A 17713-nucleotide genomic window follows, 5' to 3' on the forward strand; every position below is an offset into this window, starting at 1 on the left:
CACCGGGGCCGCGCCGCCATGTCCGGCGGCGCGGCCCGACCTCAGAACCCCAGCAGTCGCGGCAGGGTCAGCGTCAGCGCCGGCACGTAGGTCACGACCAGCAGAACCCCGAACAGGATGACCAGCAACGGCACCGTCGCCCGCAGCACGCCGCCGAAATTCAGGTTGCCGACCTGCGCCAGCATGTGCAGCACCAGGCAGACCGGCGGCGTCATCAGCCCCAGCGTCAGGTTGAAGATCACCACCACGCCCAGATGGATCGGGTCGATCCCGTATTCCTGCGCGATGGGGTAAAAGATCGGCACCGTCACCAGCAGCGCCGAGGCGGGCTCCAGCACCATCCCCACGAGCAGCAGGAAGATGTTGAGAAGCAGCAGGAACAGGATCGGGTTCTCGGTCAGCGAGATCAGGAACCCCGCCGCCTGCTGCGGGATCTGCTCGCGCGCGAGGATATAGGCGAAGAGCGCGCCGACGCTCGCGATGATCATCACCCGGCCCGTCGTCGCCGCCGTCTGGGCAAGCGTCTGGTAGAGGCCCCTCAGCGTCAGCCACCGGCAGACGAAGGACAGGATCAGCAGATACATCGCCGTCGCCGCCGCGGCCTCGGTCGGCGTGAAGATCCCGCCCAGGATCCCGCCCAGCAGGATCACCGGCGCGAAGAAGATCGGCAGCGCGCCCAGAAGCGTGCGCACCGCCTCCTCGCGCGGGATCGGCTCGACCTTCAGCTCGGTCCGGTTGCGCGCATAGACATAGATATAGACGGTGAGCGCGACGAAGATCAGCAGCGCCGGCACCACGCCCGCAAAGAAGGTCGCCGCGACCGATGCGCCGGTCAGCACCGCATAGAGGACGGCCGCGATCGAGGGCGGCATGATCGGCCCCATCGTGGACGAGGCCGCCGTGATCGCCGCCGCGAAGTTCGGATCGTAGCCGTTCTTGCGCATCGTCGGCACCAGCACCGATCCGAGCGCGGCCGAATCCGCGAGGGCCGAGCCGCTCATCCACGAAAAGACCAGCGAGGCGTTCACGTTCACATAGGCCAGCGACCCGCGCACCTTGCCGGTCAGGACCAGCAGCGCCTTGATCAGCTTGTCGGCCAGACCGGCCGCATTGGCGAGGAACCCCACGAAGATGAAGAGCGGCACCGCCAGCAGCGGAAAGCTGTCGAGCAGCGCGGTGACGCGCTGCACCCCCACCCCCATCGAGATGCGCGGCGACATCCCGATATAGGCGAGCGAGGGCAGCAGCATCGCGAAGGCCACCGGCACCCGCAGGACGAGGAGGACGGCCATGCCGCCCAGGATGAGAAGAAGCTCCATGCGCGGGTCCTATTCGTGGGCGTCGACACCGGGCGGAACCGGGGCGACCCGTCCGCTCAGCACGTAGAAGACATGCAGCAGGCTGTGCAGCGCCATGATCCCGAAGGCCAGCCAGACGCTGCCGTAGAGATAGATCATCGGCATCCTCAGCGCCGAGGATCGCGGCACCGCCGTGCGCTGCAACCAGCTGTAGCTGAAGACGACGAGGCAGATGCAGGTGATCGCCACGATCAGCTGCGCGAAGGCCTCCATCAGCCGCAGCCAGCGCTCGGGCAGGCGCGCGTCGAACAGGCCGATCGTCACGTGCGATCGTCGTCCCGTCACGAAGGTCGCCGCCGCGAAGGTCATCCAGACATAGCTGTAGCGCGCCAGCTCGTCCCCCCAGAAGAGCGGCGCCTGAAAGACGTATCGCGCGATGACCTGCATCGACACCGCGCCCAGCACGATGGCGAGGCAGACCACGCTGATCCCCTCCTCCAGCCGGTCGAGCCAGCGCAGCGCCCATGGCATCTCGGTGGACGCGGCTCCCGCCGCGTCCTGCTCTCTCGGTGCGGAGCCTGCGCTCATTCGAGGTCTTCGCGCAGCTGCACGTAGGTTTCCGAATAGGGCAGCCCCGAGGAGAAATGCGCGCGCGACTTCTCGCGGATCGCGTCGATGTCGAGATCGTCGATCACCGTGACCGCGCCGTCCTCCTTCCAGCCGGCGAGGGTCTCCTCCTCGGCCTCGGCCACGCAGTCGCGCACCCGCTCGGACGCCGCGGTGGCCGCATCCGTCAGCGCCTGCTGGTGATCCTCGTCGAGGCTCTGCCAGAAATCCTCGCTCACCACGAAGGGCATCGCGGTGATGAGGTGCTTGGTCATCATCACGTAATCCGCCGGCTCGTCGAAGGATTCGAGCCCGATGATCGGGATCGGGGCCTCGGCCACGTCCACGATCCCCTGCTGCAGCGCGACGTAGAGCTCGGAATAGGCGACGGGCGTCGGCTGCGCGCCCAGCGACCGCGCCCCCTCGATCGAGACGGGCGTCTCGGGCACGCGCATCCGCACGTTCTCGAAATCCGCGGGCTCGCGGATCTCGCGGTTGCCGAAGACGTTGCGCGTGCCATAGAGCCAGGGCGACCCGATGACCCGCACGTTGGCGACCTGCATCAGCTCGTCGAGCAGCGCCTGCGCCGTCGGCGTCTCGTAGACCTCCATCACCTGGTCCACGTTGTCGTAGAGGTAATACGCCTCCAGCACCGAGATGTCGTCCATCCACGCCGCGAAGATCGACGAGGTGATGACCGCCATCTCCAGCTCTCCGAACGAGACCTGCTCGGCCATCTGGTTCTCGGAGCCGAGCTGCGCGGAATGGACCACGTTGATGTCGAACCCGGCATCGGCCAGTTCCTCCACCATGGGTGTCGTCCCGCAGACGACGAAGGGCACGGTCGGCCCGAAGAGGATGCCGAACGTCGCCTCGACATTGTCCTGCGCGAAGGCCGGCGCGCAGAGGCTCGTGGTCGTCGCGAGCGCCGCGACCGCCGATGTCATCGTGGAAAGTTTCATATCGTCATCCTCGCTGTTGGTTTTTTCGTTTTCTGGTCTCGGTGCGGGCTTCTGCCCGTCTCATTGCGCGTAATCCGACCCCGCCCGGTCGAGCCGCCGCCGCCAGCTGTCGAGATGCAGCCGCGCGTCGAAATGGTCCGACCAGGGCCCGCGATGGCGCATGCGGAACTGCTCGGGCAGCTTTCGCAGAGTGCCACCCGCCGCCAGCGCCGTCATCTGGTACTTGCAGGTCTGCTCGGCCATGTAGAGCTCGTCGAACGCGTCGTGGATCGTCGGGCCCACCACCGTCACGCCGTGGTTCGCCATGACGAGGATCGTCCGGTCGCCCAGCTTGTCGGCGATGCGGTCGCCCTCCTCCTCCGACAGCGCGATGCCGCCGAACTCGTCGTCGTAGGCGATGCGCTCCGACAGGGCCATGTCGTTCTGATGCGCGAAGCCCATCCGCCCCCCCTCGATCAGCGACAGCGCCGTGAGGTATTGCGGATGGGTGTGCAGCACGCAGCGCGCGCCCGGATGGCGCAGGTGGATGCGCGCATGGATATGGAAGGCCACGCGTCTCAGCTCCCCCTCGCCCCGCACGACCGTCCCGTCGAGCTTGCAGAGCAGCAGGTCCGACGCCCGCACCTCCGAGAAATGCAGCCCCCGCGGATTGATGAGGAACATCGCCTCCCCGTCCGTCGCCTCCTCGGGCAGCATCATGGAATTGTGCCCCGCGATCTGCTCGGTGAAGCCGAGCTCCCCCATCGCGCGGAAGACCGCCGCGAGGTCGCGGCGCAGCTCGGCCTCGGTCTCTTCCATCTCAAAGCCCTCCGAACCGGCGCACGACGTTCTCGAGCATGCGCGAGCAGCCATTGTCGAAATCGTTCCACGGCAGCGACCCGCAGAAGGTGATCGACCCGGTCGCGAAGATCTGCCCGCCGCCCGGCAGCCGCGCATGGGCGATCTCGGCCCGGACGAGGTCCTTGGGCGGCTCGCCCGTCACGGTCGCGATATGGGTCAGCATCTCCTCGGGCACGGGGACGAAGCTCGGCCCGTGCCCGAACGACCGGGCCAGCACGACCGTCCCCTCGGGCGTTCCGAGCGCGGGGTCCACGCGGTCGAGCTCGAACCCCGCCGCGCCCCCGCCCGAGAACCCGTAATCCCCGAGCGGGTCCTCATCCACGCCCTCGAAGATCCACGCGTGATCGGGGTCGCCCGCCGCCTCCGTCAGCGCATAGGGCGACCCCTCGAAGAGGCCCTGCGCCGAGAATCCCACCGCGCCCACCTCCTGCGGGGCGCGTCCGTTGCGCCGCCAGAGCCCGCCATACATCCCGTCGAGCATGTTGTGCCCCTCGCCCGCCTCGGTGGCCCAGGCGCGGATGCCGCCCTCGGCCCGGCGGATCTCGACGACGCCCGGCCAGGCCTCGCTCACCGCGATCTTCCAGTAGAAGCCGTTGCCGCCGAGATAGCAGAGATTGCCGCCCTGCCGCGTGTAGTCGCGCAGCGCGGTCAGCGTCTCGGTCGTGTGGTATTCAGGATGCGACCCGGTCAGCACCACGTCGTATCCCGCGATCAGGTCGAGCCCCTCGCGATGCAGGTCGTGATCGGTCACGACATCGACCGCGATCTCCTTGCGGCGGAACCATTCCACCAGATGCCCGTCGGCCGGGAAATGCCGCAGGCCCGACCCCTCGTGGACCGCGAAGGTCACGAAACCCGGCCGCATCGTCAGAAGCGGCCGCAGCCGCGAGGAAAAGCAATGCCCGGTCCCGTCGGGATGGTAATTGTAGGTGGACGTGCCGAAGCCGGGATATTCGTCCGGCCCCCGCGGCGTGCCCCAGCCCTCGATCCGGGCCTTCATCGTCTCGTCGAGATTGCCGCGCGCGTGGTTGCCGTAGGCGACATAGGTGAAGGTCGAGGCGAGATAGCAGACCCGCGCGTTGCGCGTCCCCTTCGGCGGCGCCACGAAGAACGGCACGATGTCCTCGGCCCCGCCCTGGCTCATCGCCACGCCGTAGACGCCGCTCTCCATCCCTTCGGGCAGCGCGATCTCCAGATCGGTCTCCCAGCCGCAATCGTGGATATCGTCCTCGTGGAAATGGATCGCGGCATATTGCCGGGGGGCGTGGGTGAACGCCATCTCGGTCCCGTCCCACCGCGATCCGCGCACCGCCCGCGCGGGCAGGTTGACGAGCCGTCCGTGCAGCCCGAGCGGCCCGGTATCGACGATGCCGGGGCTGCCCATCGCGACGCTGAAATCCCAGAACGCCCTGAGCGCGGTGCCGGGGCCCGCGTCGCGCACCCGGATATCCTCGAGCCGCCCGTTGAAGAGCATTCCGGTCGCCGACTTGCCCGGCCGCGCCGCGAGGCAGAGCCGCCCGGCATCGTCGGGGCTCCAGTCGAGCGCACCCTCGCCCGACGCCTCCTGCCCGCCATCGATCGCGGCCACCTGCAGCCGGGCATGGCCCGCCGCCCGGTCGAGCTCGACGCGCAGGTCGTACCAGACCTTGCGCTTCGGCGCGAAGCCCGCCCTGATCCCGCCGAGCGTCACGCCCCCCTCGTCGATGGCGAGGGTCCAGATGCTCTCGCCGCCGCCGTCCTGGAGGTCGAGCAGCGCGCTCGCGCTCTCGCGCAGCAGCCATGGCTGCACCCTCAGCTCGACCGTCACGCGGTCCCGGTCGAACAGCCCGCCGACCGGGGCCCAGCCCCAGCTTCCCAGCCGGACCTCCTGGTTGCGCGCGGGGAACTCCATCGGGGCGATGCCCGGCGCGTCCTCGATCCGCATCCCCATCCCCTCGGGGTTGAGGTCGGCGTTCCAGATGCGGACGATCCGGGCCGAGACTGTTCCGGCCTCGTGGCTCGAGGCCTTGAGGGCGAGCGTCTCGCCCGGACGGGCGGACAGGCGGTCGAGATAGCCGCTCAGCGGCGGCACGGCGGATGTCATGGTCTCTCCTCTTGGGACGTGTTCAGGATGGCACCGCGTCCGCGAGATCCGCAAGAGCGGTCTCCATGACGCGCAGCGCCCGGTCGAGCCGGGCCAGCAATTCCTCGACCTCCTCCGCCGTGATGACGAGCGGCGGAGAGACGAGACATGCATTGTTGAGCGGGGCGACCCCCGCCGGATAGATGACGAGCCCCTCCTCCCAGCACGCCTCGACGAAGCGACCGGTGGCGTTGAACCCGGCGGGCGGCGGCGTCCGCGTCTCGCGGTCCATCACGAACTCGAACCCCCAGAGCAGCCCCCTGCCCCGCACGTCGGCCATGTGCGGGTATCGCTGCGCCAGCGCGCGCAGGCCGTCCTCGATCTCGCGCCCGCGCGCCGCCACGTTGCCGAGCACATCGTGCCGCTCCATGAAGTCCAGCACGGCAAGGCAGGTCGCGGCCCCCAGCGGATTGCCCGAGAACGTGTGCCCGTAGGGCGAGGCCCCGCTGCCCGTCCGCAGCGCCTCCGCCACGTGCTCGCGCAGGATCACCGCGCCCATCGGCGCGTATCCCGCGCTCAGCCCCTTGGCGGTCGTCAGGATGTCGGGCACGATCCCCTCGTGGCCGCAGGCGAACCAGTCGCCCGTCCGGCCCATCCCCGTGATGACCTCGTCGGCGATCATCAGCACGTCGTGCCGGTCGCAGATCTCGCGCACGTGACGCAGGTATCCCTCGGGCGGGACCAGCGCGCCGCCCGCGGCCCCCACGATCGGCTCGAGGATCACGGCCGCCACGTTCTCGGCTCCCGCCTCGAGGATCGCGCGGTCCCAGTCGCGCGCCGCCGCCTCGCCCTGCGCCCCGGGGTCGAGCGTCCCCCAGTCCGAGCGATAGGCATAGGCCGCGGGCACCCCCGGCATCTTGTGCAGGTAGGCCCCGTAATCGGCGCGCCGCCCGTCATGACCCGACAGCGACAGCGCCCCCATCGTCATCCCGTGATAGCTCCGCTCGCGGCTGATGAACCGCGTCTTGCCCGGACGCCCCTGCTCTCTCCAGTATTGCAGCGACAGGCGCAGCGCGTGCTCGGACGCCTCCGATCCGCTGTTGACGAAGAAGACCTGCGACAGATCCCCCGGCGCGAGATCCGCAAGCCTCCGGGCCAGCTCCTCGGCGGGCGCGTTGGTGAACTGGTTGGTAAAGGCAAAGGCCACCTTGCGGGCCTGCGCCGACATCGCGTCGGCCACCTCCTCGACGCCGTGGCCGATATTGGCCGCCATCGCGCCCGAGGACCCGTCGATGTAATCCTTGCCCTCCGTATCCCACAGCCACACGCCCTTGCCGCGATCGACGACCTTGTGCCGCTTGTTCACCTGAACCTTGAGAAGCGCTGACATGGCGGACATCCGATCCCTGGTGTGAATACGTAATCACACCTTAGCCGGACGACCTGCCTCCACGTCAAGGCGCAGTTTCCGGCCGTCCCGCGCATCGCCGTGGCGCTGCCCGAAATCCGGTCAGCCCCGCGTGCTCGCGCGGCGGACGAGAGATCCCGCGACCAGTTCGACCCCCCGCGCCCCCGGCTCCGCCGCGCCCAGCACCTCGATCGCCCGCCCGATCATCGCGTCGAGCGGCTGGCGGATCGTCGTGAGATCGTAGGACGACCACGCCGCCTGCGGCACGTCGTCGAAGCCGATCACCGACAGGTCGCGGGGAATGCCGAGGCCCAGCTCGTGGCGCGCCGCGTCCATCACGCCGCAGGCGATCACGTCGTCGCCGCAGAAGATCCCGTCGATGCCCGGCACCGACCGCATCAGCATCCGCATCGCCTCCGCGCCCCAATCGTAGGTGAACGCCCCGTCGAGGCACGCCACCGGCGCGATCCCCGCCCCCTCCATGCCGAGCGCGAATCCCCGCCGCCTGTCGCGGTCGGGCGAGGACGTGGCCGATCCGCCCACATAGGCGATCCGCCGGCACCCCGTCCGGACCAGCTCGCCCACCGCCGCGCGGCCTCCCGCCACCCCGTCGCAGGCGATGGCCGGGACCCCGCCCCCTTCGGGATAGCGGTGGAGAAACACCGCCGGCACCTCGGCCGCGGCGCAGATCGCGGCCGCGCGGCTGTGCAGCTCGGCGGCGAGGATGACGATCCCCGCCAGCCGGTATCTCAGCGCATCTGGCAGAAGCTCGTCGATCTCCTGCCCCGGCGCCGCGTTGAACAGCAGCACCCTCTGCCCCTGCGCCCGCAGCCGCGCGGTCAGCGTCCCCAGCATCTGCGGAAAGAGCGGGTTCGCCACATGCCCCACCACGACCGCCACGATGTCCGACCGCCCGGTGATGAGCGATCGCGCCACCGGGTCGGGGCGGTAGCCGATCTCCTCGGCCGCGCGCAGCACCCGCTCGCGCACCTCGCCCGCGACATAGCCGTGGCCGCCCATGACGCGCGACACCGCCGCCTGGCTCACCCGCGCATGCGCGGCGACGTCTCTTTGCGTGATCCGTTTCTGCATTCCCGTTCCGCGACGATGGGGCGGGGTCCCGCGGCCCGGGGCCAGGCCGGCGCGAACGATCCTTCGACCCGGAATGTAACACGGATCGCCCCGGATCCCGAACGCGCGTTGCCGCCGCTCATCCATCCGTCCCGAGGATGCGGGCGAACCGCGCAATCCGCTCGGGCGTCGCATCCGCAAAGCCCACGACCAGCCCCCGCGCCCCGGCCTCCATGCAATAGGCCGAGAGCCGCGCGGGCCGGAACCCCCCGCGCCCCAGCGCATGGATCGCCGCCTCCTCCGACCGGCCGTCGTCGAACCGCACGGCAAGCTGCACGCCGCCATCGGGCGGGCGCACCGAAAGCCCCCCGATCGGCCCGAGCGCCTCGCAAAGCGCGCGGCCCCGCCCCTCGTAGGCGCGCGCGATGCGCCGGGCCTGCGCGCGGTAGCGTCCGCTCTCCATCATCTCGGCCAGCGCCCATTGCGCGTGCAGGTTGGCCATCAGCCCCTGGTTGCGCAGCGCCGCGCGGACCGGATCGACCAGATCCCCCGGCACGACCATCCACCCGATCCTGAGCGCGGGGGCCAGCACCTTCGAGGCCGACCCGAAATGGATCGCCTCGCCCCCGCCCGCTTCGGCCGACAGCGCCGCGATCTCGCGCCCGCGCCACAGGAACTCGCTGTCGTAATCGTCCTCGAGGATCAGCGCCCCGGTCTCGCGGGCCGTCCGCACCAGCGCCGCGCGCCGCGCATGCGACAGCCGCACGCCCGTCGGATACTGGTTCGACGGCGTCAGATAGACCAGCCGGACGTCGCGCGGGACCGCCTCGACCACGATCCCCTCGGCATCGACCGGCACGGGAACGGGCACCAGCCCCGCCCCCTCGAACGCCACCCGCGCGCCCAGATAGCCCGGATCCTCGATCGCCGCCCGCTCGCCCGGTTCGGTCATCAGCCGCGCGATCAGCGACAGGCCGCCCTGCGTGCCCGTCGTCACCACGATCCGGTCCGGCTCGGCTGCGATGCCGCGATCCGCCCTCAGCCGCTCCGAAAGGATGCGCCTCAGCGGCGCGATCCCCCAGGGCTCGGCATAGGCGAACGCGCCCCCGTGCCGCCGGCGGGCCGCGCGGCGCAGCGCCCGCGCCCATTCGTCGGCCGGAAACAGCCCCTCGTCGGGCTCTCCCGGGGCCATGACGCCCTGCGCGGGACCCGTCTCGCGGCGCGGGTTGCGCGCCATCCGCGCGCCCCGTCCCGACACCGCCCGCGGCACCATCGCCACCGCCGGGCCCGGCGCGACGGGTGCCGTGACGACGCGCGGGGCCGCACCGCGCCGCATCTCGATCGCGCCCTCCGCCCGCAGAAGGTCGTAGGCCACCGTCACCGTCGACCGTGCGAGGCCCAGCTCCCCCGCCGCCGCCCGGCTCGACGGCAGTGCGTGGCCCTGCCCCAGCCTGCCGTCGCGGATCGCCGCCAGCAGATCGCGATAAAGCTGCACGGCCAGCGGCTCCTCCCCCTCTCGGTCGGGACGGCAGATCAGCGGCAGGGAAAGTGGCTTTGTCATTTTGTCCCGAACTGGATCTTTCTGCGGACCAGTCAGGCGCCCTAACCGGTCCGCAGTCAAGCCCGAGGAGAGACGCGATGACCCCCCGCTACGCCCGCCCCCGCAAACCACAGGGATCGACCCCCGAGACCTCTGCCGTGAACGCCATCCTCGATACCGGCCTCGTCGCGCATGTGGGCTTCGTGTCCGAGGATCGCCCAATGGTCATTCCCATGGCCTATGCGCGGCGCGGATCGACACTCTATATACACGGCGCGTCCAAGGCACGGATCGCCCGGCTCGCGGGCGTGCCGGTCTGCCTCACCGTCACCATGCTGACCGGCATCGTCGCCGCGCGTTCGGGCTTCCACCATTCCGTCAATTACCGCTCGGCCGTGATCCACGGCACCGCCCGCCATGTCGAGGGGGACGAACTCGACGCCGCGCTCGACGCGATCACCGATCACCTCCTGCCCGGCCGCAGCGGCGAGATCCGCCCCATGACCGCGCAGGAGCGCAAGGCCACCGGCGTCGTCGCGATCGAGATCGAGCATGCCACCGCCAAGTCCCGCAGCGGCCCGCCCAAGGAGGATCCCGCCGATCTCGGCACCGGCAGCTGGGGGGGCGTGCTGCCCGTCGTCACCGCCCTCGGCGCGGGCGAGCGCGACGGCGACACCCCCGACGACGCGCCCGAGCCCGCCTCCCTCGCCGCCGCGCGCCGGAAATTCGCCTGAGCGCGCCCCGGCCCGATCCCGGCTCAGGGCCGCAGGTCTTCTTCGATCAGGCGCGCCACGCTTTTCGCGACGGCGAGGTTCGGCATCGGGCCGTAATACGCTCCCTGGCCTTTCACGGTGATTTCCAGAGTATCGTGGGACGTGCGGCGGAACCTCGCGCTTTGCCCGACGGTATTGGTATAGACCTTCGAGAACTGGCCCAGCTCGAGGATCCCCTCCTCGCGATCGAGGCGCTCAACCTCGCCGTCCCACCAGCCGATTGCGCATCGCGGGGTATCGTTTCGGAGAGAACAGTTCAGCAGCCGGTTCTCCTCCAGAACGCCCACGACCCTGTCCATGAGCAGGGCATTGGGCATCGCCGGGTCCACCTCGACGAACGCCCTCTTCGCCGGGGTCGGCAGGAACATGGCGCAGCCCGACAGCCCGAGGACCAGAAGCATCGGCAGAAGGGCCCGTCCGGCCCGGATCGCAACACGCATCGGTCTCCCCTTCCCTTCTCCCGTACCGACGCGCGATCGCCGCGTCGCCCGTGGCGCGATGCTACGGCTCCCCGTCGGGCACCGCCAGCCTTCCGCGACCGCCGCCCCTTGATCCCCACGCCCGCCCGGCGCAGCGTGGATTCCGCACCCGTCGGAGGAGGACCGCCCATGCCCACAATGATCGTGACCGGAGGAAGCCGGGGGATCGGCGCGGCCGTGGCCCGCCTCGCCGCCCGGCGCGGCTTCGACGTCTGCCTGGGCTATGCCCGGGATCAGGCCTCGGCCGACCGCGTCGCCGCCGACATCCGCGCCCAAGGCCGCACGGCCCTCGCCCTGCAGGTCGATACCGGCCGCGAGGACGACATCCTCCGCCTCTTCGCCGAATGCGACGCGGCGCTCGGCGCGCCCGACGTCGTGGTCAACAACGCGGGCATCACCGGCAGGCGCGGCCCCGTCTCCGAGACGACCGACGCCGATCTCAGGCGCGTGATGGAGGTCAACCTCGTCGGGGCCTTCCTCGTCGCCCGCGAGGCGATTGCCCGCATGTCGACCGCGAAGGGCGGCGCGGGCGGGTCGATCGTCAACATCTCGTCGCGCGCGGCCGAACTCGGCGGTGCGGGCGAATGGGTGCATTACGCGGCCAGCAAGGCCGGCATGGACATCATGACCAAGGGCCTCGCGCGCGAGGTCGGCCCCGAGGGGATCCGCGTCAACGCCGTGCGCCCCGGCCTCATCGACACCGAGATCCACGCCGCCGCAGGGGCTCCCGACCGCGTCGAGAAGCTGATGCCCGCCGTCCCCATGGGCCGCGCCGGCACCGCCGACGAGGTGGCCGAGGCCGTGCTCTGGCTCGTCTCCGACGCCGCCTCCTACGTCTCGGGCAGCCTCGTCGACCTCGGCGGCGGCCGCTGAGGCCTGCCGCTTGACGCGGTCGGATTTACCTGACACGCGGCAGGTATCATGACCTTCGAGCCCTCCCGCCGCATCCGCCGCTTCAACCGCGCCGTTACCTCCGCCCTCGGGCTTCTCGACGATGCCTTCCTCGGGCGGGGCCGTCCGCTCGGGGTCGCGCGGGTGCTGAACGGGATCGGCCGCGGCCATGCCCGCGTCGCCGACCTGCGCGCCTTCCTCGCGATCGACTCGGCCGCCCTCGCCCGCCATCTCCGCGCGCTCGAGGCCGAGGGCCTTCTTTCCATCGCGCCCGATCCCGTCGATGCCCGCGCCCGCATCGCCTTCCTGACCGAGGCCGGCGAGGCCGAATTCGCGGCCTACGAACGCCTGGCCGACGACCATGCCCGCACCCTGCTCGACGGGCGGCGCGACGCGGATGCCATCCTCGCCGCCATGGATCTCGTGGCGACCGCGCTCGGCCCCGCCCCCCGGATCGAGACCGTCGCCCCCGACGATCCCGACGCGATCCGCTGCCTCGACGCCTATTACGCCGATCTCGCCACGCGCCTCGGCACCGGCTACGACCCCGCGCTGGCCGGCCGGGTCGAGGTCGCGGCCCTCTCGCCGCCGATGGGGGCGTTCCTGCTGGCGCGCACCGACGACCTGCCCGTGGGCTGCGTCGCGGTGAAGGGCACGGGCGGCACGACGGGCGAGATCAAGCGCCTCTGGGTCTCGCCCTCCGCCCGCGGGCAGGGCCTCGCCCGCCGCCTGATGGAGGGGGCCGAGGATGCGGCCCGCGCGCTCGGCCTCGCCACCCTCAGGCTCGACAGCAATTCCGCCCTGACCGAGGCCGCCGCCCTCTACCGCGCCTCCGGCTGGCACGAGATCGCGCGCTACAACGACGACCCCTACCCCGATCTCTTCTTCGAAAAGTCCCTCTAGGCGTCCTCGAACGCGTCGGGCACCAGTTCCGACCAGAAGTCGCAGATCCCCTCGTGGCAGATCGGCGACATCCATCCGTGCCGCTCGAAATCGGCCCGGTCCGCGGGCGAGAGCCGCGCCATGAAGAGCCGCTTGTCGGCATCCCTCTGCGTGGGCGTGCGGGCGGCCACCAGCTCGCTCACCCGGCGCAGCCTGCGCGACCGCGCGCTCGCCTCCTGCGGGGCCGGCACCGTCTCCGCGTCCTCGGGCACGGTCCGGTAATCGTCGCGCAGCGCGGCCGCGAGATAGCGGGCCGGATGCCGCACGCCCCCCTGCCCCTCGACATAGGCGAGCTTCGTGGTCACCGCCGCCTCGCCATGCTCGCCGATCCATTGCCGCGCCAGCCGGTCGCTGATCCCGATCGCGCGCAGCCGCTCGTAGACCGGCGCGTTGCGCGTGCCCGTCCCGTCGTCGAGATCGAGAATGGCGAGCTGCGGGTTCTTCTCGATCAGGAACCGGATATCGGTGACCGCCCTGCCCCGCTTGCGCGTCTCGGGCGTCACCACGATGTTCGACGTCTTGTTGACCTCGGCCACCGCCGGCTTGATGATCTTGGCGTTGAGGTGCTTGAACGTCTCGTAATAGGCGCTGTCGTTCACGCCCATCAGCCGCCGGAACGTCTCGAGCGGCCACCACCCCGTCGATCCGGTCCTGACGAAACGATAGCAGTTCTCGTAGAGCGCGAGCGCATGGCCGCTGGTGAACCGCCGCTGGATGTTGAGGTTGATGAGCGCAAAGACCTTCGGGTCGCGCAGCTTCTCGGCCAGCGCGGGGGAATAGGCATAGCTGCACACCCCCTCCTTCAGCGTCGCGAAACTCAGCAGCGACGAGACCCCCCATTCCTGGCGGCCCTTCTCGTCGAGCATGTCCCATTCCGCGATCGTCTCGGCCAGCCCCCTCAGCGCGGTCTTCAGCGTCTCGGTATCGTTGGAATTGTAGCCCACCATCAGCGACAGCGTCTTGGCGTCGATCTGGAACACCGCCTGCTCGCCCAGCATGTCGTAGGCATTGAGCAGCAGAACGTTCGACAGCTTGCGCTGCAACAGGCTCAGCCGTCCCGACACGTGGATCGCCGCCACGTGCTTCTTCACCGCGTCCCGCCTGAGCGGTCCGGTCAACCGCTCGCGCGGGATATCCTCGATCATGTCACTGCCCTCTCGCTCCGGCATCCTGCCTGTCGAGGCCGCCCCGATTCTCCGTCGGGATCGTCTCCTCTTCACGACGAAGGGTGCCCCGAAAGGAACCCTCGTGCAATCCTCTTTCCGGGTGCCCGAGGGCGCGCGGACCCCCTCCCGTAAACGGATACCTTTGCTCCCGTCTCTGCCCTCCGGCGGCAATCGCGCCCTCCCGCAGACGGGCACCTATGCGCCCTTCCGCCCCCGCAACCGCCGTTGAGGCCTCCCCGTAAACGGGTGCCTCAGCGCCCGGCACGGTCCCGGGGATGGCCGAAAGGTGCCCGTTTGCGGGAGGGGGTCCGCGTGGAGGTGCGGTTCCCGGCCCGGTTCGCCCGAAGTCTCGGATGTGGAACGGCGAAATCGGCCCCATCCCGCGAATCGGCGCCTCTCCGCCCGGTCTCGGGGCCCCTTCCTCCCGTGAACGGGAACCTTTGCTCCCGTGGATGGGCCCCGAAATTCCTCTAACCTATTGACGAATATAGAATAATCAGGACCGAAAGTCCTTAAAGTCCATTACAATTCCTCAAACCACCCTGTTCCGTGTCCGTGAAATTCATGGAATATCGTGACGAAACGCCCCTCTCCGATTCCCCGGAGGGCGTTCATGTGCGATACATTCTCCCAAAGACGCAAACCACGCGCATATGGGCAAGAGAGAATGACATCCACAGGCAAACCCGACCTCCCCCCGTTTTTCGGTCTGGACCCGGCACGCGCCGCGCGCAGCCTCAACCAGCCCGCCGATACGGCCCGCTTCGCCAAGGCCGCGACCTTCGCGGCCCGCGGCCGGGACGAGCTGGCCCGCGGCGGCCACGCCCCCGACGGCACCAAGCGGCTCCGCCTCTTCTCCACGTGGGAGGTCTGCCGCTATCTCATCCCCGTGGCCTCGGCCCATTTCCGCCGCGTGCTCAAGGCGCATCCCGACCTGCCCCAGGGCAAGGGCGACGGCAATTCCAAGTGGTTCAGCCTCGAAGAGGTCATGGTCCTGCGCGACCACTTCGCGGCCGAGGGGGCGAAGGGTCGCGAATACCGTCCCTGGCGTCCCGAGGGGCTCAACGCCAAGGTCCTGGCTGTGGCCAATTTCAAGGGCGGCGTCGGCAAGACCTCGACCTGCGCGCATCTGGCGATGTCGGCCGCGCTCGACGGCTACAAGGTCCTCGTCATCGACCTCGACAGTCAGGGCTCCCTGACCTCGATCATGGGCGGCAAGGTGGCCGATGAATGGCAGACCGCCTTCCCCCTCCTCGCCCGCGATTTCGCCCGGCATGTCGAGAATGAAAATCGCGTTCGCTCTGCGGCCGGTGATCCCACCCTGCCCCTCGACGAGACCCTGACCGAGGCTCTCGGGGTTTCGCCGCGAAACCTCGTCCAGCGCACGCATTGGCCCAATATCGACCTCATCGGTGCCCAGCTCAATCTTTACTGGGCCGAGTTCCAGGTCCCCGTCTGGCGGATGCAGGAAAAATCCTGGCCCCTCTGGGACGCCCTCACCAACTCGCTCGAGGGCGAGACCTTCCTGCAGGATTACGACATCATCCTGATCGATACGCCGCCTGCCCTCGGCTATCTCACGATCAACGCGCTGGCCGCCGCCGACATCCTGCTCATCCCTCTGGGGGCGAGCTTTCTGGAATTCGATTCCACCGGTCGGTTCTTCGACATGCTCTATTCGACCTTCGCCTCCATCGAGGATGGCGAGAACCGCGTCCGGGCCCGCGACGGTCTGCCCGAAATGCGCTTCGAATGGGATGCGGTCCGCACGATCATCACGCGGTTCGACGCGGCCCAGCAGACCGAACTCGCCAACGTGATCCAGGCCTATTTCGGCGACCTGATGACGACCTTCCGGCAGGATGTGACGGCCATGGTCGGCCAGGCCGGCGAGCAGGTGAACGGCATTTACGAGGCCGATTACCGCGAGTTCAACCGCGACACCTATGTCCGCGGCCGCGAGACCTTCGACCGAACATGGGCCGAGGTGAAGGGCTTGATCCTGGGGTCGTGGTGGCGTGAACTGGAAATGGCCGGAGAAGCCCCGGAGGGTTCGACCGATGGCTGAGACTTGCACAGGGTTTCGCGGCGAAACCCCGAACCTCTCTTCCAGCCGCATCGCTATAGGAGGACGCCATGGCGAGACGTCGTAAGATCAGCGCCCCGAGCGCCGAGGATCTGAGCCGCTTCGAGGAGGAATTCACCGCCGAGCGGACCGGCCGCGACAGCGCCAGCTCGCCCTCGATGGCCCCGATCGCGCAGGTCGCCCGCGACGCGGCGGTGGCGGGCCAGCCGCTGCCGCAGGACCTTCGGCAGGTGCAGGCCCGCGACCGCCGCGACGCCGATCTGCTGCGTGTGGCGACCGCCGAGGGCCGTCTGATGGTCGAGCTTCCGACCGGCTCCATCGACGAGGCGGTGATGGTCCGGGACCGGACGATCATGGACCCCGAGGAGATGGCCGAGCTCAAGCGGTCGATCATGTCGAACGGTCTGCGGCTGCCGATCGAGGTCTTCGATCAGGGCGAGGATGCGGGTCCGCGGCGATACGGACTGATCTCGGGCTATCGCCGGCTCAGGGCCATCCGCGAGCTTCATGCCGAGCAGGGTCTCGAGACCGGTGCCACGATCCGCGCGATCATCCGCAACCCCGACGAGATGGGCGGCGCGCTGGTCGCCATGGTCGAGGAGAACGAGATCCGCGCCCAGCTGACCCATTACGAACGCGGCCGGATCGCCGCCGTGGGGATGCAGCAGGGTCTGTTCGGCACGGTCGAGGAGGCGGTGAACGTCCTGTTCGCGAGCGCGTCGAAAGCCAAGCGGTCCAAGATCCGGGCCTTCGCGCTGATCCACGAGGAACTCGGGGATATGCTGTCGCACGGCGAAAGCCTGCGCGAGAAGGACGGCCTGAAGTTGGCCCAGGCCTTGCGGCATGGCGGACAGGCACGGCTGCGCGAGGCGCTGGATCTGGGCCCGGCCAGCAGCGGTCCGGAGGAGTGGAAACTGCTCGAGCCGGCGATTGCGGATGTCGAGGATAACGAGATGGCGATGCCCGACCGGGGCGGTCGTCCGCGGGCACCGGAGCCGGGGGCGCGGTGGGTCACGCGGGACAGGATGGTCCTGTCGAGCGGCGTGTCGATCGAATACGGCTACGACAACGGTGCGCATGTCCTGAAGCTGAGGGGCAAGAATGTGGACCGGACGCTAATGGAATCGGCGATGGAGGAGCTTGCCCGGCTCTTTGACCAGCCCTAGGAGGTTTCGCCGCGAAACCGGCGCGTCCAACCAATCCGACATTTCAAAGCCCGTGGTCGTCAGACCGCGGGCTTTTTCTTTGGGCGAGATCCGGGATGGGTCGGGTGTCGCGGGGCGGGTCGAGGTTTCGCCGCGAAACCTGCGGGTGGGGATGCTGTCAGGCTCGGGACGTGGTTCGGAAGCCTCCGAGGATGAGGAAACATCTCGACGGGATGTATGCTGCGGGCGGTGATGGAGTGGTCGAGCGCCGGACCTGAGATCGGGGCGGAGGTTTCGCGGCGAAACCTGTAAAGCAGTCATGGACTGTCCGTGCGTCGGGAATAGCGGGGTGAAGACCGGACGGCGGTTGGTCGAATTCGAACGGTGGGTTTCGCCGCGAAACCTCTTGCGAACAGGTTGGCGTGGCGGACGGTGGTCTCCGAG

Annotated in this window: 15 protein-coding genes; 5 read left to right on the forward strand and 10 right to left on the reverse strand. The window is 69.4% G+C overall.

The window, feature by feature from the left end; translation table 11 throughout:
- Positions 1-41: 41 nt before the first annotated feature.
- From RVY76_RS14570 to RVY76_RS14605, 8 genes are all read right to left on the reverse strand, one after another.
- Complete coding sequence (locus RVY76_RS14570; RefSeq protein ID WP_317376979.1) at positions 42-1319, reverse strand: TRAP transporter large permease; 1278 nt, start codon at positions 1317-1319, stop codon at positions 42-44.
- Positions 1320-1328: 9 nt separating this feature from the next.
- The gene (locus RVY76_RS14575; RefSeq protein WP_317376980.1) at positions 1329-1886 is read right to left on the reverse strand and encodes a TRAP transporter small permease; all 558 of its coding nucleotides are present in this window, start codon (positions 1884-1886) and stop codon (positions 1329-1331) included.
- Positions 1883-2866 carry a TRAP transporter substrate-binding protein DctP gene (dctP, locus tag RVY76_RS14580; RefSeq protein ID WP_317376981.1) on the reverse strand — a complete coding sequence of 328 codons (984 nt, stop codon included), beginning with the start codon at positions 2864-2866 and terminating at the stop codon, positions 1883-1885. The genes RVY76_RS14575 and dctP overlap by 4 nt, the downstream gene beginning before the upstream one ends.
- A gap of 60 nt (positions 2867-2926) precedes the next feature.
- Positions 2927-3664 carry a class II aldolase/adducin family protein gene (locus RVY76_RS14585; protein WP_317376982.1) on the reverse strand — a complete coding sequence of 246 codons (738 nt, stop codon included), beginning with the start codon at positions 3662-3664 and terminating at the stop codon, positions 2927-2929.
- A gap of 1 nt (position 3665) precedes the next feature.
- A complete protein-coding gene (locus RVY76_RS14590) occupies positions 3666-5789 on the reverse strand; it encodes a N,N-dimethylformamidase beta subunit family domain-containing protein (protein ID WP_317376983.1) in 2124 nt (707 codons plus the stop codon).
- 22 nt (positions 5790-5811) lie between these two features.
- Positions 5812-7158, reverse strand: coding sequence for an aspartate aminotransferase family protein (locus RVY76_RS14595; RefSeq protein WP_317376984.1), 1347 nt, complete (start codon positions 7156-7158; stop codon positions 5812-5814).
- A gap of 120 nt (positions 7159-7278) precedes the next feature.
- A complete protein-coding gene (locus tag RVY76_RS14600) occupies positions 7279-8268 on the reverse strand; it encodes a LacI family DNA-binding transcriptional regulator (RefSeq protein ID WP_317376985.1) in 990 nt (329 codons plus the stop codon).
- A gap of 118 nt (positions 8269-8386) precedes the next feature.
- Positions 8387-9808, reverse strand: a complete 1422-nt coding sequence (locus tag RVY76_RS14605; protein WP_317376986.1) for a PLP-dependent aminotransferase family protein — start codon at positions 9806-9808, stop codon at positions 8387-8389.
- 77 nt (positions 9809-9885) lie between these two features.
- Between RVY76_RS14605 and RVY76_RS14610 the strand changes: the two genes are divergently transcribed.
- Positions 9886-10521, forward strand: a complete 636-nt coding sequence (locus RVY76_RS14610) for a pyridoxamine 5'-phosphate oxidase family protein (RefSeq protein ID WP_317376987.1) — start codon at positions 9886-9888, stop codon at positions 10519-10521.
- Between the two features lie 23 nt (positions 10522-10544).
- Here the strand turns inward: RVY76_RS14610 and RVY76_RS14615 are convergent, their stop codons facing one another.
- On the reverse strand, positions 10545-11000 hold the full coding sequence (locus RVY76_RS14615) for a hypothetical protein (protein ID WP_317376988.1): 456 nt from the start codon (positions 10998-11000) through the stop codon (positions 10545-10547).
- A 168-nt stretch (positions 11001-11168) separates the two neighbouring features.
- Between RVY76_RS14615 and RVY76_RS14620 the strand changes: the two genes are divergently transcribed.
- Together RVY76_RS14620 and RVY76_RS14625 are read left to right on the forward strand one after the other, a co-directional pair.
- Positions 11169-11912, forward strand: coding sequence for an SDR family oxidoreductase (locus RVY76_RS14620; protein WP_317376989.1), 744 nt, complete (start codon positions 11169-11171; stop codon positions 11910-11912).
- Between the two features lie 48 nt (positions 11913-11960).
- Positions 11961-12833, forward strand: a complete 873-nt coding sequence (locus RVY76_RS14625) for a helix-turn-helix domain-containing GNAT family N-acetyltransferase (protein ID WP_317376990.1) — start codon at positions 11961-11963, stop codon at positions 12831-12833.
- On the opposite strand, the gene RVY76_RS14630 is transcribed toward RVY76_RS14625, so the two are convergent.
- The gene (locus tag RVY76_RS14630; protein WP_317376991.1) at positions 12830-14017 is read right to left on the reverse strand and encodes a replication initiation protein; all 1188 of its coding nucleotides are present in this window, start codon (positions 14015-14017) and stop codon (positions 12830-12832) included. The genes RVY76_RS14625 and RVY76_RS14630 overlap by 4 nt on opposite strands.
- Before the next feature lie 688 nt (positions 14018-14705).
- Here RVY76_RS14630 and RVY76_RS14635 point away from each other — a divergent pair.
- Together RVY76_RS14635 and RVY76_RS14640 are read left to right on the forward strand one after the other, a co-directional pair.
- Positions 14706-16106, forward strand: coding sequence for an AAA family ATPase (locus tag RVY76_RS14635; protein ID WP_317376992.1), 1401 nt, complete (start codon positions 14706-14708; stop codon positions 16104-16106).
- A 68-nt stretch (positions 16107-16174) separates the two neighbouring features.
- Positions 16175-17290 (forward strand): ParB/RepB/Spo0J family partition protein, encoded by a 1116-nt coding sequence (locus RVY76_RS14640; RefSeq protein ID WP_317376993.1) that lies wholly within the window; start codon positions 16175-16177, stop codon positions 17288-17290.
- The last annotated feature ends 423 nt before the right edge of the window (positions 17291-17713 follow it).

This window comes from Palleronia sp. LCG004, from assembly GCF_032931615.1.
Classification (GTDB): domain Bacteria; phylum Pseudomonadota; class Alphaproteobacteria; order Rhodobacterales; family Rhodobacteraceae; genus Palleronia.